At 62.3% G+C, this 15367-nt stretch carries 9 protein-coding genes; 8 read left to right on the top strand and 1 reads right to left on the bottom strand.

From position 1 onward, the window contains the following. Nucleotides 1-3 precede the first annotated feature (3 nt). Nucleotides 4-1359, top strand: a complete 1356-nt coding sequence (gene accC, locus DTP52_RS05765; protein WP_109752255.1) for an acetyl-CoA carboxylase biotin carboxylase subunit — start codon at nucleotides 4-6, stop codon at nucleotides 1357-1359. Nucleotides 1360-1442: 83 nt separating this feature from the next. Here accC and DTP52_RS05760 read toward each other — a convergent pair whose 3' ends face one another. After that, nucleotides 1443-5411: a dermonecrotic toxin domain-containing protein gene (locus tag DTP52_RS05760; protein ID WP_109752253.1), complete on the bottom strand. Its 3969-nt coding sequence runs from the start codon at nucleotides 5409-5411 to the stop codon at nucleotides 1443-1445. Between the two features lie 193 nt (nucleotides 5412-5604). Here DTP52_RS05760 and prmA point away from each other — a divergent pair, with 193 nt between their 5' ends. The 7 genes from prmA (at nucleotide 5605) to DTP52_RS05725 (ending at nucleotide 15332) form a co-directional block, all read left to right on the top strand. After that, complete coding sequence (gene prmA, locus DTP52_RS05755; protein WP_109752251.1) at nucleotides 5605-6483, top strand: 50S ribosomal protein L11 methyltransferase; 879 nt, start codon at nucleotides 5605-5607, stop codon at nucleotides 6481-6483. A 30-nt stretch (nucleotides 6484-6513) separates the two neighbouring features. Next, the gene (locus tag DTP52_RS05750) at nucleotides 6514-7740 is read left to right on the top strand and encodes a DUF3426 domain-containing protein (protein ID WP_109752249.1); all 1227 of its coding nucleotides are present in this window, start codon (nucleotides 6514-6516) and stop codon (nucleotides 7738-7740) included. 185 nt (nucleotides 7741-7925) lie between these two features. Beyond that, nucleotides 7926-8933, top strand: a complete 1008-nt coding sequence (gene dusB / locus DTP52_RS05745; protein ID WP_109752247.1) for a tRNA dihydrouridine synthase DusB — start codon at nucleotides 7926-7928, stop codon at nucleotides 8931-8933. Next, nucleotides 8930-9250 carry a DNA-binding transcriptional regulator Fis gene (gene fis, locus DTP52_RS05740; RefSeq protein ID WP_003186237.1) on the top strand — a complete coding sequence of 107 codons (321 nt, stop codon included), beginning with the start codon at nucleotides 8930-8932 and terminating at the stop codon, nucleotides 9248-9250. Before dusB ends, fis begins: the two co-directional genes overlap by 4 nt. An 83-nt stretch (nucleotides 9251-9333) precedes the next feature. Beyond that, on the top strand, nucleotides 9334-10941 hold the full coding sequence (gene purH, locus DTP52_RS05735) for a bifunctional phosphoribosylaminoimidazolecarboxamide formyltransferase/IMP cyclohydrolase (protein ID WP_109752245.1): 1608 nt from the start codon (nucleotides 9334-9336) through the stop codon (nucleotides 10939-10941). 218 nt (nucleotides 10942-11159) lie between these two features. Then, nucleotides 11160-12455: a phosphoribosylamine--glycine ligase gene (purD, locus tag DTP52_RS05730; protein ID WP_109752243.1), complete on the top strand. Its 1296-nt coding sequence runs from the start codon at nucleotides 11160-11162 to the stop codon at nucleotides 12453-12455. Nucleotides 12456-12554: 99 nt separating this feature from the next. After that, complete coding sequence (locus DTP52_RS05725) at nucleotides 12555-15332, top strand: hybrid sensor histidine kinase/response regulator (RefSeq protein ID WP_109752242.1); 2778 nt, start codon at nucleotides 12555-12557, stop codon at nucleotides 15330-15332. The last annotated feature ends 35 nt before the right edge of the window (nucleotides 15333-15367 follow it).

Raw genomic sequence — 15367 nt, 5'->3', positions numbered from 1 at the left:
TTGATGACTGCGAAGTTGGAAAAAGTTCTGATCGCTAACCGCGGTGAGATCGCCCTGCGGATTCTGCGTGCCTGCAAAGAGATGGGCATCAAGACCGTCGCCGTTTACTCCAAGGCCGACAAAGAACTGATGCACCTGGGCCTGGCGGACGAATCCGTCTGCATCGGTCCGGCGTCGGCTGCGCACTCCTACCTGCACATCCCGGCGATCATCGCCGCTGCCGAAGTGACCGGCGCCACCGCCATTCACCCTGGCTACGGCTTCCTGGCGGAAAACGCCGACTTCGCCGAACAGGTCGAAAATTCCGGTTTCGCCTTCATTGGCCCGAAAGCCGAAACCATCCGCCTGATGGGCGACAAGGTATCGGCCAAACACGCCATGATCGCCGCCGGCGTTCCAACCGTTCCGGGTTCCGACGGCCCACTGCCTGAAGACGAAGAAACCGCTCTGCGCATCGGTCGCGAAGTCGGTTATCCGGTGATCATCAAGGCCGCTGGCGGCGGCGGTGGTCGCGGCATGCGCGTGGTACACAAGGAAGAAGACCTGATTTCCTCGGCGAAACTGACCCGCTCCGAAGCGGGCGCGGCGTTCGGCAACCCGATGGTCTACCTGGAAAAATTCCTGACCAACCCACGTCACGTCGAAGTCCAGGTGCTGTCCGACGGCCAGGGCCATGCGATCCACCTGGGCGACCGCGATTGCTCGCTGCAACGCCGTCACCAGAAAGTGCTCGAAGAAGCGCCGGCACCGGGCATCGACGAGCAGGCTCGCGAAGAAGTCCTGGCACGTTGCGTCAAGGCCTGTATCGATATTGGCTATCGCGGCGCCGGTACCTTCGAGTTCCTGTACGAGAACGGTCGTTTCTACTTCATCGAAATGAACACCCGTGTTCAGGTGGAGCACCCGGTCTCGGAAATGGTCACCGGTATCGACATCGTCAAGGAGATGCTCAGCATCGCCGCCGGCAACAAGCTGTCGTTCACCCAGGATGACGTGGTCATCCGCGGTCACGCGCTGGAATGCCGGATCAACGCCGAAGACCCGAAAACCTTCATGCCAAGCCCAGGTACGGTCAAGCACTTCCATGCCCCGGGCGGCAATGGCGTTCGCGTCGACTCGCACCTGTACAGCGGTTATGCCGTTCCACCGAACTACGACTCGTTGATCGGCAAGCTGATCACCTACGGCGCGACCCGTGACGAAGCCATGGCGCGCATGCGCAATGCCCTGGACGAAATCGTGGTAGACGGGATCAAGACCAACATCCCGCTGCACCGCGACCTCGTACGTGACGAAGGCTTCTGCAAAGGCGGCGTCAACATCCATTACCTGGAACACAAGCTGGGCAACCAGCACTGATGCTTCAAGTGATGTAGAAAAGACCCCGGTCCATTGGCCGGGGTCTTTTTTTTGCCGGCCTTGCGGGATGGCGGCGAACCCAATCAGCTCAGCACCACCGTAGGCAACGCCTGCGCTTCGATCTGCGACGCTGTCGCGACCCTGCCCTGCGGAGTACGGATGGCCCCGCTGGCAGTGGCTACCAACGGTTCGCTGCGCAAGCGCGTCATGAACCCACGGGCACGTACTGATACGGGATCGGTGCTCTTTTTCGCCCTCGCCAGCACCGGTATGTAGTAGCGCTCGACTTGACTGCGTGAGGTCTTGAAGACCGTAGTGACACCACTGCGCAGCTCCAGTGACACGCCGTAGGTATTGCCGAAGCAGGAAGAGTACGACCAGTGATCCCAGGTGGGCTGCAAACCCTGGCGCCTCATCGCCGAGCGGACTCGCCCGCCAATGTCGACCCCCGTCAACCAGTCCCCCCCCACCAGCGTGGCGCGGATGTCTTTGCCCGATCCCCCCAGGCGTTGCATCACGTCGCGAACACTGCGTTCGATGAGCGCGCGGATATTGTGATCGAAATGAATCACCGCCCCCACCCGGGTGGTCGGGTTGTACAACGAAGCGATCACACAGGTCTGCGCGTTCAGCGAGAACAGATAGTTGTCCGCCGCCGCCTCGCTGAACCTTGCCACCACGGCCTCGCCTTGCAACGCGCCCCTCGATACATCCGGGAAGACATGGCTGGGAAACGCCTCCCGCAGATCGCTCACTCGCCCAAGGACAAGCGTTTGCTCATTGCCCCCCTTCAAGCCGACTGAGTTGTGCGCCCACTGACCATTTCCCATTCTGCGGATGGGCAGGTTGTACAGAGCGCCGGGGCGACTGGCGTCCACCAGGCACAAGCCGCCGAAACGAGAATCTTCCTTCACCTGGTAGTACTTGCCCCTGCTGCGTATGAAATATGTATTGAGCGGCTGCGATGCACTGGATGGGCTGCGATAAGTCCCCTGGTAAATGCCCTCCTCGGTCACCCGCTCCAGATTCTCGGGGGTTTTGCTGACCGCCTGTTTCGGCTTGAAGCGTATGGGTTGGACGATCGGTCCGGCTTCCTTGGCAATCAGCGGCGTCATGCGTTTCAAGCGCTGCCCGGACAAGGACATGGACTTCACGACAAGCTTCAGGCTTCTGGCCGCCGGCCCCAGTAACGAAGCAATGGTTCCTGCTCCCAGCGCGGCGAACAGTACCCCCCAGGAGGCCATCAACCAGTGGCCCAGCGCGCGATCCGTGTTCCCCTGCCCATGCGCCTGCGCAGCCTGCTTGACACTGACGGCGATCACGGCCGCATCCAGCAACAGAGCAAAGGGCGGGTAAACCAGGCACACCGGTGCCGATGCAAACAGCAGCCCCTTGATAACCTGTCGCCTGATCACTTCGGCACGGCTCTGGGTGATGTCTTCCACATCGGTGACAGCCCGCTCGATGTAAGCATCGAACTCTGCCTGGATATCGCTCACTCGATTGAACTCGCGCAACGTATCGACGCCGATGCTCGCCGCCGCCAGAGCCACCAGTGAACGCCTGACCGCCGTACGGGCGCCGAGTCCGACCCGCTCCAGCACGTAGTCATGCAGGCGCGCGACGACTTTCCCGGTAAAGTCCCGGTACGGGCGAAACGTGACACCGTCCGGAGCGTCAGGCGTATACAACCAAGACGAGCCCTTCGGATCGAAGTAGGTGAAGACGTAGACGCCCATCACGACATGACCGCCGACGGAAAACCTGATCACCCCCTCACGCTGGACGACAGCCCCCGAATACACCGGGCCGACCACCGGCACCGCTTCACTCAGGAGGGTGACTTGTCGAGTGAGCCACCAGAATTCGTTCGCGCTCAACTGGAACTGACCCGTTGCGACACGCAGGTCACGGTCCATCCGGGTCAGCACCAGGTTACGGTAGGCGGTACGACGCAAGATGTACTCAGCGGCACGGGCGTCGAGGAACCGGGCACGGATCTGCCGCGCATACTGCTCACCCACGTACGCCCGTCGAAGATAGGACGCCAGCTCCGCACTGCGGACCTGCCTCAGATCCTGTCCCACCGATGAACGTACGCCTTTTCGCGGATTGTCGATGCCCGAGTTGTCGTCATAGCCGTAGATGGCCAGCTCCAGCAGGCTGGAGACGTTCGTCTTGCCATCGGCCAACCCCGGGTTGTAGTCGATGAGCACCGTTTCGGGATCGACGGGCCCCTGCACACCTTTGCTGCGCATATAAGGGGCAATGGCTTGCGTGACGATACGCTTGGCGAAATCCACAAAGGCTTCGTAGCCTGCCATCTGCTGGCTGAGCACCTCCTGATGAACCAGGAGCTCCTGGCTCAGACTGCTGATGTTTCGCCGGGAATCAAGCGGCAAGGCGGCGTACCAGCGAGGCGATTCGTCCGCCGCCACCTGTGCCAGATTGTTGTTCAGGCCCATCGCAACGAGGTCTTCCAGGCAAGCCCTGAAACCGCTCACCGCCCCCCGGGGATCCTTGCTCGAATCCCAAGTCGTCGGCTTGTCCACCACGCTGGCAAAGTACTCCCGCGCCCCGCTCCGTTCGACTGGAAAGAGGCGCTGCAGCAAGTACTCGCGACCGACTTCGCTACGGGTCCATGCGCCCATCTCCACGCTGACGGCCCATAACGAGGGCAACTCGATCCACTCCTGCCCATCCGGCTTGTCGGGGGCATACAGCAGCAGGTCACCTTGCAGGTCCTGGCGATAGAACAAGAGAAAATCGGCACAGCGCATAGCGTTCGCAAGCACCACGCAGCTGACCCGCCAAACGCTGGCGGCCTGCGCCGAGGCCTCGCTCTCCCACAAGGCTTTGACCGCCTCATGGTTCGCCTGCTTCAGGTGACCTGCACAGCGGGCAATGAATGCGCTTTGCTGCAACCGTGCCGTGAACCAATCGAGCATGGCGTCTTTCAGATCGCTCCGGCCATACCGGTCCACCAGTGCCCGCAAGTACCCGGCCGGGGCATCGACCTGCGCCAGCATTTGGCTCATGAATGCTGGTGTAAGCGGCTGGTTGCGCAGCATTGCGCCGTTTTCCACCAGGAACACCGAAACAGCGTCCGGCCTGATCGGACCGGCCGCCAGCAACTCACTCAGGCTATGGGTGCGCACTGGCTGGCCCATCACACTTCGCCACTGCAATTGCACCCGAATGCTGTCAGGTTCGACCTCCATGTCCAACTCATGCCTGACATAGTCCTTGGCCAACTGCCGAGCGAACGCCCGCAACGACCCCAAGCCCTCAAGCAACCCGTCCACCAGCACCTGCGCCTGGAAGGTCTGGTCCTGGCAAAGCTCAAGTTGCCTACGGTCAGCTTCGCCCAGCCCCCGCAACCAGTCAGGCAGCTGCGAACGCGCGAGCGCTTGCAGACTCTGACGCTGCGACGCGCTCGCCAACGCGACCGGCTCGCTCATCCGACGCCAGCCCTCCTGGAGCTCTTCAAGCTGGCCCCGTAGCTCATCAACGTCCAGGCCTGCCAGTCCGTCCGGTTGGAAAATCATGACGACGTCGGCCATGTGACCTTCGAGCCGTTGCTCGATCAACTCCATCAAAGCGGCTTCGCCCTCGGCCATTGCCCAATGCCGTTGCAGATAGGCCCGGTAGTGGCTGATAAAACCCGAAGCGCTGCTTTCCACCACCTGGGCGATGACCTCCTGGCGCTCGACCGGCATCCCTCGATCAGCCGCGTCCGGCCAACGGTAAGGTGCGTCCTGCTCTTCGTCGGGCATGACCGGCTGCTGGTCGATCATGCGTTGCAACACCGTATCGAGCAGGGTGCCGATGAAGTGCGGATCGATGTTGTCTTGGTAATAATGGGTGCGCAGTTCGACCAGCAGATACTCCTCCAGCACCTCCAGCACGCTCATCTGGGCTTGCAGTCGAGGGTCGATGACTGCCTGCCAGCGAGTCAGTGTTTCCAGGACCGCTTGTGCCGTTGCCGCCTGCGGGGAAGATATCGGCCCCCTGCCGCTCACGTTTCTTTGTCGCTCGACCGTGTTATCCATCACATTCCTCCCTGTTGTGTGGACCCGCACCTTATCTGCCCGCCAGTTCCTCCATGTCATACATATATATATCGAAACACCAAGCTGGACGGCGCATGACTCGCTTATCCACTTTGACGGCGACCTGGCGTACACTGCGCGCCTTTGCAGCCCCGTGCTGTCCCCCTGTAGATTTTTTCCAAAGGTGCCCGCCATGCCTTGGCTGCAAGTACGTCTGGCCATCAGCCCGGAACAAGCCGAAACCTACGAAGACGCGTTTCTTGAAGTAGGCGCCGTATCGGTAACCTTCATGGACGCCGAAGACCAGCCGATCTTCGAGCCAGAGCTCAATACCACCCCGCTGTGGTCCCACACCCACCTGCTGGCCCTGTTCGAAGGCGGTACAGAAGCGGCCAGCGTGCTGGCCCACCTCGAACTGCTCACCGGCAGCCCGCTGCCCGAGCATCACAGCGAAGTGATCGAGGACCAGGATTGGGAACGCAGCTGGATGGACAACTTCCAGCCGATGCGTTTCGGCCAGCGCCTGTGGATCGTTCCGAGCTGGCACGCCGCACCGGAGCCGGACGCGGTCAACCTGCTGCTGGACCCGGGCCTGGCGTTCGGCACCGGCACACACCCGACCACCGCACTGTGCCTGGAATGGCTCGACGGCCAGGACCTCAAGGGCTGCGACGTGCTCGACTTCGGCTGTGGCTCGGGGATCCTGGCGATTGCCGCGCTCCTGCTGGGCGCCAGGGAAGCGATCGGCACCGACATCGACGTCCAGGCCCTGGAAGCCTCCCGCGACAACGCCGGACGCAACAATATTGCCGAGGCGCAGTTCCCGCTGTACCTGCCGCAAGACTTGCCAGCGGTCCAGGCTGACGTATTGGTTGCCAACATCCTGGCCGGCCCACTGGTGTCCCTGGCGCCGCAGCTGTCGAGCCTGGTCAAGCCGGGCGGACGCCTGGCGCTGTCGGGCATCCTCGCCGAACAGGGCGAAGAAGTCGCTGGCGCTTATGCCGCGGACTTTGACCTGGACCCGATCGCCAATCGCGATGGCTGGGTGCGCATCACCGGACGTCGGCGCTAGAATGACCGCCTGTATCCACCGGATTGCCGCATGACTGACAGCTTCGTCACCCAGTGCCCGCATTGCCACACCCGTTTTCGCGTCAGCCATGCTCAATTGAGCGTGGCCCGCGGGGTGGTTCGTTGCGGCTCGTGCCTGCAGGTATTCAATGCCGCACGACAGTTGCTGGAACAACGCACTGCCAAGCAAGCGGCTCCTGCCGTCGCGCCGCCCGCCAAGCCTGCCGTCGAAGCCCCGCCCCGGGCGATCAGCCAGAAACAATGGAGCGCCGCCGAGCTGGATCTGGATGACCTGGACAAGGAACTGGCGCGCCTGGAACGACGCGACAATCGCGCCCCGGGAAATACCGGCCGGCGCCGGGAAGACAACCTGAGCGCGCAACGCGACTCGCTCTCCAGCGAGCAGCAAGCCTGGCCCGACAGCCTGTACAGCGAAACCCCGAGCGAGCGCGTCGAAACTGTCCTCGATACCCCGTTCGAACCGTTCGAACCCCACGAACCGGTGCGTCCACCGCGTACCGAGCCGTCCTTGTCCCTGGCCCTTGAACCACTGGAACCGGACGACGAACCTGTCGCCCCGCTCCACCTGGCGCCAGACGACGAGCCCGACGAACACCTCGAGCGCCTGTCCGCCACCGACGACCACGACGACGAACCCGAGCAACCGGCACCGTTGCGCAAGTCACGCGAACGCCAGGAACCCGGGATACGTGCCGAGGCGCTCCACGACCTGGACGACGACCCACTGCAACTGGACTGGCGCAAACGCCGCTCGCCCTGGGGCCGCCGCCTGCTGTGGGGCCTGTTGGTGCTGCTCGCCGCCGCGGCCCTGGGCGGTCAGTACATTGCCTACCATTTCGAGGAGTTGGCCCGCCAGGACCAGTACCGCCCATGGTTCCTGCAAATCTGTCCGACCATCGGCTGCGACGTGCCATCCAAAGTCGACATCGCCAAGATCAAGAGCAGCAACCTGGTGGTGCGCAGCCATCCGGAATTCAGCGGCGCCCTGGTGGTGGACGCGATCATCTATAACCGTGCGCCCTTCTCCCAGCCTTTTCCGCTGCTGGAACTGCGTTTTGCCGACCTCAACGGGCACCTGATCGCCAGTCGCCGCTTCAAGCCAGGGGAATACCTGGGTGGCGATCTCGAGGGGCGCGGCGAAATGCCGCCGCAGACGCCCATCCACATCGCGCTGGATATCCTGGACCCTGGTCCCAAAGCGGTGAACTACAGCCTGAGCTTCCATTCTCCCGAATGAAGCCGGCGCGGGTCGGTCGATTGACGGCAGCTTTCTGACTCACCCCACCCAGACCAAACCGCTGGCGATAACAAAATAGCTGTTCAGATTTTATCCAATTCGACCTTTATCCAGTCATCGAGAGCGGGTATCATGCCAACCCTTTTTCGAACTCTCATGATCCGGCCCCACTTCAGGGAAGTCCTATGTCGGCGGTACGCATCGGCCCATATACATTGCAGAACGGCCTGGTTCTCGCCCCTATGGCGGGCGTCACCGACCAGCCCTTTCGTCAGCTGTGCAAACGCTTGGGCGCAGGTCTTGTGGTTTCGGAAATGGTCACCAGCGACATGAGTTTGTGGAACACCCGCAAATCGCGTCTGCGCATGATCCACGAAGGCGATCCCGAGCCGCGCTCGGTACAGATCGCCGGTGGCGATGCACAGATGCTGGCGGAGGCGGCCCGGGCCAATGTGGCGTTGGGCGCGCAGATCATCGATATCAACATGGGCTGCCCGGCAAAGAAGGTCTGCAACAAGGCCGCAGGCTCGGCACTGTTGAAGGATGAAGCCCTGGTCACCGAGATCCTGCAGGCGGTCGTCGCCGCAGTCGATGTGCCGGTGACCCTGAAGATTCGCACCGGATGGGACCGGGAGAACAAGAACGGCCTGACGGTGGCGAAGATCGCCGAACAGGCAGGCATCACGGCGCTGGCGGTCCACGGCCGCACCCGTGCCGACCTGTATACGGGCGAGGCCGAGTACGACACCATCGCCGCGATCAAGCAGGCGGTGTCGATTCCGGTCTTTGCCAATGGCGACGTCGACTCGCCCGAGAAGGCCCGGTACGTGCTGGACGCGACCGGTGCCGATGGCCTGTTGATCGGTCGGGCCGCCCAAGGGCGGCCATGGATTTTTCGTGAGATCGAACACTACCTGCGCACCGGGGAAAAGCTCGCGGCGCCGCAGTTGGCCGAGGTGGAACGTATTCTGCTAGAGCATCTGGCCGCGCTCCATGCCTTCTACGGAGAAGTCATGGGCGTACGCATCGCTCGCAAGCATGTGGGCTGGTATCTCGCAACCCTGCCGGGCGCCAGGGAGTTTCGCGCCCGTTTCAATCGTTTGGATGGTACGCAAGCACAATGCGCCGACGTTCAGGCGTTCTTCGCTGAGCGTTACAAGAGCCTGACAGGGGACGAAGGGGTGGCCGCATGACGATGATGACCGAGACTTTAGTGAGTGGAACAACACCCGTGAGCGACAACGTGAATTTGAAACAGCACCTCAATACGCCCAGCGAAGAAGGCCAGACCCTTCGCGGGAGTGTCGAGAAGGCGCTGCACAATTATTTCGCCCACCTTGAGGGCGCTGCCGTCACGGATGTGTACAACCTGGTGCTTTCCGAAGTCGAGGCGCCTTTGCTCGAAAGCGTGATGAACTACGTCAAGGGCAACCAGACCAAAGCCAGTGAGCTGCTGGGCCTGAACCGCGGCACCCTGCGCAAGAAACTCAAGCAGTACGATCTGCTGTAAGCATTCAATCAAACCAGAAAGGCGCCCGTGTAAAAAACGGTCGCCTTTTTTGCTGACTTCCCTTGCTTTTGATGGAAATTGAAATGACCGACCAGACCACCCGCCTGCCGATCCGCCGCGCCTTGATCAGCGTCTCCGACAAGACCGGGATCCTCGAATTCGCCCGCGAGCTGCAACAGCTGGGCGTCGAGATTCTCTCCACCGGCGGGACCTTCAAGCTGCTGCAGGACAATGGCGTTGCCGCAGTGGAAGTCGCGGACTACACCGGTTTTGCGGAAATGATGGACGGTCGGGTCAAGACCCTGCACCCGAAAATCCATGGCGGGATCCTCGGTCGTCGCGGCATCGACGATGCAATCATGAACGAACACGGCATCAAGCCGATCGACCTGGTGGCCGTCAACCTCTACCCGTTCGAAGCCACCATCAGCAAGCCTGGTTGCGACCTGCCGACCGCCATCGAAAACATCGACATCGGTGGCCCGACCATGGTCCGCTCGGCAGCCAAGAACCACAAGGACGTGGCCATCGTGGTCAACGCCAGCGACTACGCCGGCGTGCTGGAAAACCTCAAGGCCGGTGGCCTGACCTATGCCCAGCGTTTCGACCTGATGCTCAAGGCCTTCGAACACACCGCCGCCTACGACGGCATGATCGCCAACTACATGGGCACCGTGAACCAGGCCGCTGAAACCCTGAGCACAGAAGGCCGCAGTGAATTCCCACGCACCTTCAACACCCAGTTCATCAAGGCCCAGGAAATGCGCTACGGTGAGAACCCGCACCAGAGCGCGGCGTTCTACGTGGAAGCCAAGCCAGCCGAAGTCGGCATTGCCACCGCCACCCAACTGCAAGGCAAGGAACTGTCGTTCAACAACGTGGCCGACACCGACGCCGCGCTGGAGTGCGTGAAGAGCTTCGTCAAGCCGGCCTGCGTGATCGTCAAGCACGCCAACCCGTGCGGCGTGGCCGTAAGCCCGGACGCCGAGGGCGGCATCCGCCAGGCCTACGAACTGGCCTACGCCACCGACACCGAATCGGCTTTCGGCGGCATCATCGCCTTCAACCGTGAACTGGACGCCGCGACCGCCAAGGCCATCGTCGAGCGCCAGTTCGTCGAAGTGATCATCGCCCCTTCGGTCAGCGAAGAAGCCCGCGCCATCGTCGCCGCCAAGGCCAATGTGCGCCTGCTGGCTTGCGGCCAATGGTCGGCCGACCGTGCGCCGGCCTGGGACTACAAGCGCGTCAACGGCGGCCTGCTGGTCCAGAGCCGCGACATCGGCATGATCGGCAGCGAAGACCTGAAAGTGGTGACCAAGCGCGCCCCGAGCGAGCAGGAAATCAACGACCTGATCTTCGCCTGGAAAGTCGCCAAGTACGTCAAGTCCAATGCCATCGTCTACGCCAAGAACCGCCAGACCATCGGCGTTGGCGCCGGCCAGATGAGCCGCGTGAACTCGGCCCGCATCGCCGCCATCAAGGCCGAGCACGCCGGTTTGCAGGTACAAGGCGCGGTCATGGCCTCCGATGCGTTCTTCCCGTTCCGCGACGGCATCGACAATGCGGCCAAGGTCGGCATCACCGCGGTGATCCAGCCGGGTGGTTCGATGCGTGACAGCGAAGTGATCGCTGCTGCTGATGAAGCAGGCATTGCCATGGTATTCACCGGCATGCGCCACTTCCGTCACTAACATCGATCAATGTGGGAGCTGGATTTGTGTGGGAGCAAGGCTCTGTGGGAGCAAGGCTTGCCCGCGATGCAGGCAACTCGGTCCATCAGGCAAACCGAGGTGATGCTATCGCGGGCAAGCCTTGCTCCCACACAAGCCCAGCTCCCACACAAACTCGCTCCCACAGAAAAGCATCTCTGTGGTGCTCAACAGAATCAGCGTCATCCGAGGTTTTTGAAATGAATGTTTTGATCATTGGCAGCGGTGGCCGCGAACACGCCCTGGCCTGGAAAGTGGCTCAGGATCCGCGTGTGCAGAAGGTCTTCGTGGCACCGGGCAATGCCGGCACCGCCATTGAAGCCAAGTGTGAAAACGTCGCCATCGACGTGCTGGCCCTGGAACAACTGGCCGATTTCGCCGAGAAAAACGTCTCGCTGACCATCGTCGGCCCGGAAGTGCCACTGGTCGCCGGCGTGGTCGATCTGTTCCGCTCCCGTGGCCTGGACTGCTTCGGTCCGACCGCCGGTGCCGCGCAACTGGAAGGCTCGAAAGCGTTCACCAAGGACTTCCTGGCGCGTCACAAGATCCCGACCGCCGACTACCAGAACTTCACCGAAATCGAACCGGCCCTGGCGTACCTGCGCGAGAAAGGCGCACCGATCGTGATCAAGGCCGACGGCCTGGCGGCCGGTAAAGGCGTGATCGTCGCCATGACCCTGGCCGAAGCCGAAGACGCCGTGCGCGACATGCTGGCCGGCAATGCCTTCGGTGACGCCGGTTCGCGCGTGGTGATCGAAGAGTTCCTCGACGGCGAGGAAGCCAGCTTCATCGTCATGGTCGATGGCAAGAACGTCCTGCCAATGGCTACCAGCCAGGACCACAAGCGCGTCGGCGATGGCGACAGCGGCCCGAACACCGGTGGCATGGGCGCCTACTCCCCGGCCCCGGTGGTGACCGCCCAAGTGCACCAACGGGTCATGGACCAGGTGATCTGGCCGACCGTGCGCGGCATGGCCGAGGAAGGTAATGTCTACACCGGTTTCCTCTATGCTGGCCTGATGATCGACAAGGCTGGTAACCCAAAAGTCATCGAATTCAACTGCCGTTTCGGCGATCCTGAGACCCAGCCGGTGATGCTGCGCCTGCAATCGAGCCTGGTCCTGCTGGTCGAGGCCGCACTGGCCCAGGCACTGGACAAAGTGGAAGCCCAGTGGGATCCACGCCCAAGCGTCGGTGTCGTATTGGCGGCCGGCGGTTACCCGGGCGACTATGCCAAAGGTAGCGCGATCTTGGGCCTGGACGCCGCGGCCCGGTTGGAAGGCAAGGTCTTCCATGCAGGCACAGCGTTGAAGGATGGACACGTGGTCACCGCCGGCGGTCGTGTGCTTTGCGCCACCGCCATGGGCGCCAGTGTCGACGAAGCTCAGCAGCAGGCCTACAAGCTTGCCGCCGAGATCGACTGGGAAGGTTGTTTCTACCGCAAGGACATTGGCTACCGCGCCATTGCCCGCGAGCGTGGCGAAAATCTGGAATAACCCAGCCATTCAGCCAGGCAAGGGTCTACGGCCCTTGCCTGACTGTTCCGGCGCCGCGCATAGTTATAATCTGGCATCAACCTACGAAGGGATTTCGCCGTGCGCTGGCTCAGGATTGCCATAGGCCTTACCGTCACCCTGCTGACGCTGCTCTGCATGCTCCCGGCCCAGGCCGCGCCAGGCAGTGGCTGGGCGGTATTGCTCGACGAACAGGGCGACCTGACGCTGAGCGACATCCGTTCTGCCCGCTACACCAATCAATTCAGCCCCATCGACCTGGATCGCCTCAAGGCCGCCGAGCCCGGCGGAGCATTGTGGCTGCGTTTCCGCCTGGCCCCCGACAGACACGAACAGATCCTGCGCATCTTCGCGCCCGACCTGTCACGCCTGAACCTCTATGTGCTGGACGGCGACACCCTGGTTGACCAACAAGTCAGCGGCAATGCCACGCCGCACACCGAACCCGCGGTCCCCAGCAGCGACTTCATGCTGCCCCTGCCGCGCAGCGACAAATCACTGGACGTCTACCTGCGACTGGCCTCGCGCCATGAACTGCGCCCCTACGTGACCTTGCAATCGGCGGTCGTGGCGGCGGCCGATCAGAACCAGACGCTGATCTACGGGTTGCTGTTCGGCTGCATCGCCATGCTGATCCTGCACAACCTCACCCGCTATGCCTACACTCGCTCACGCAGTTGCCTGTGGCTGGCAGCCTGTGAAGGGCTGCTGATGCTCAGCCTCGCGTTGCTGCTGAACCTGGCCGGGCCCTGGTTGCCTGACTGGCCTGCGGTCCAGACGCCAGGAGCCTACCTGGCCTTGCTGCTGACGGCGCCCTGCGGCCTGATGTTCGCCTACCGCTTCTTCGCTCCCCTGGGACCGCACCCATTGAACCGGCTGCTGCTGGGGGACATTGTGTTCGTCATGCTGTGCTGCCTGCTGCTGTTGTTCGTCAACACGCTGCCGCTCAACATCATGACTTATACCCTGGTGGCCCTGGCCGGCCTGAGCATGCTGTTCGTCAGCGCCTGGCACTGGCAAAAGGGCTACCGCCCGGCCCGGCTGTTCGTCGCGGCCATGGTGGTCTTCAACCTGGGCACGCTGATCATCCTTCCGGCGCTGCAAGGGCTCACGGAAGTTCCTCCCCAGGGCTTGATCATCACCCTGTTGATCTTCATCTGCATCAGCGGCCTGTTGATGAGTGTCGCCCTGGGCGAGCGCCAACGCTCGATCAACGAAAGCCGGTTCAGCATCAGCCGCGACCTCGCGGCGAGCAATGCCGAAATCAATGCCAAGGCCGAGTTCCTGGCCAAGATCAGCCACGAGATCCGCACCCCGATGAACGGCGTGCTGGGCATGACCGAGCTGCTGCTGGGCACGCCGTTGTCGGTCAAGCAGCGCGACTACGTACAGACGATCCACAGCGCCGGCAATGAACTGCTGACCCTGATCAACGAGATCCTCGACATTTCCCGGCTCGAATCCGGGCAAATCGAGCTGGACGACGTGCAGTTCGACCTCAATGCACTGATCGAGGATTGCCTGAGTATCTTCCGCGCCAAGGCCGAACAGCAGAATGTCGAGCTGATCAGTTTCATCCAGCCCCAGGTGCCGCGAGTGATCAGTGGTGACCCGACACGGCTGCGCCAGGCGCTGCTGAGCCTGTTGGAAAACGCCCTGAAGAAGACTGACGAGGGCGAAGTGCTGATCGTCGTCGCCCTCGACGAGCGCAGCAATCAGCCGCGCCTGCGCATCGCCGTGCAGGACAGTGGGACACCGATGGACGCTGAAGAGCGCGACACGCTGATGCACGCCGAGCTGCACAGCAAGAATTTCCTTTCGGCCACGCGCCTGGGGGGTAACCTGGGCCTGGTCATCGCCCGCCAGTTGATCATCCTGATGCACGGGGAATTCGGCATCAAAAGCGGCAGCAACCAGGGCAGTACCTTATGGCTGACCCTGCCCCTGGACCCGGATCGCCTCGAACATCCGACTTCCGACCTCGATGGCCCGCTGCAAGGAGCGCGCGTGTTGATCGTCGACGACAACGACACCTGCCGCAAAGTGCTGGTGCAACAGTGCAGCGCCTGGGGCCTGAATGTCAGCGCGGTGCCATCGGGCAAGGAAGCCCTGGCGCTGCTGCGTACCAAGGCCCACCTGCGCGATTATTTCGACGTGGTGCTGCTGGACCAGAACATGCCGGGCATGACCGGCATGCAACTGGCGGCCAAGATCAAGGAAGACCCGAGCCTTAACCACGACATCCTGTTGATCATGCTCACCGGTATCAGCAACGCACCGAGCAAGATCGTGGCGCGCAACAGCGGAGTCAAGCGCATCCTCGCCAAACCGGTGGCCGGTTATACCCTCAAGACTACCCTGGCGGATGAGCTGAACCAGCGCAACAGGGGCCAGGCGACGAATGTACAGGTGAATGCCGGTCCGCCCATGCCGGTGAAGGTACCGAGCGATTTCCGCATCCTGGTGGCCGAGGACAACAGCATTTCCACCAAGGTCATTCGCGGCATGCTCGGTAAGCTCAACCTGCAACCCGACACCGCCAGCAACGGCGAAGAAGCCCTCAAGGCCATGAAGGAACAACGCTACGACCTGGTCCTGATGGACTGTGAAATGCCGATCCTCGACGGGTTTTCCGCCACCCAGCAATTGCGCGCCTGGGAGATGGGCAACCAGCGGACCCGCACCCCCGTCGTGGCGCTCACCGCGCATATCCTGGCCGAACACAAGGAACGCGCCCGCCAGGCCGGAATGGACGGGCACATGGCCAAGCCGGTGGAGCTGTCGCAATTGCGCGAGCTGATCGAGCACTGGGTGGCCCAGCGTGATCAGCAGAACAGGTCGGCGGCGCACACATCCTAGGCGGCGACATGGCTGTCAGCGGGCCCCGCCGCTCT

The organism is Pseudomonas sp. 43mfcvi1.1 (genome assembly GCF_900115935.1).
Taxonomy (GTDB): domain Bacteria; phylum Pseudomonadota; class Gammaproteobacteria; order Pseudomonadales; family Pseudomonadaceae; genus Aquipseudomonas; species Aquipseudomonas bijieensis.
Note: the sequence above shows the minus strand (reverse complement) of the source record. Positions and strands in the feature narration are given on the sequence as shown.

Bases quoted from the DNA above. Each gene is read 5' to 3' on its own strand.
- accC (WP_109752255.1), top strand. From the start codon at position 4: ATGACTGCGAAGTTGGAAAAAGTTCTGATCGCTAACCGCGGTGAGATC.
- fis (WP_003186237.1), top strand. From the start codon at position 8,930: ATGACGATGATGACCGAGACTTTAGTGAGTGGAACAACACCCGTGAGC.
- purH (WP_109752245.1), top strand. From the start codon at position 9,334: ATGACCGACCAGACCACCCGCCTGCCGATCCGCCGCGCCTTGATCAGC.
- DTP52_RS05760 (WP_109752253.1), bottom strand. From the start codon at position 5,411: ATGGATAACACGGTCGAGCGACAAAGAAACGTGAGCGGCAGGGGGCCG.
- dusB (WP_109752247.1), top strand. From the start codon at position 7,926: ATGTCGGCGGTACGCATCGGCCCATATACATTGCAGAACGGCCTGGTT.
- prmA (WP_109752251.1), top strand. From the start codon at position 5,605: ATGCCTTGGCTGCAAGTACGTCTGGCCATCAGCCCGGAACAAGCCGAA.
- purD (WP_109752243.1), top strand. From the start codon at position 11,160: ATGAATGTTTTGATCATTGGCAGCGGTGGCCGCGAACACGCCCTGGCC.
- DTP52_RS05750 (WP_109752249.1), top strand. From the start codon at position 6,514: ATGACTGACAGCTTCGTCACCCAGTGCCCGCATTGCCACACCCGTTTT.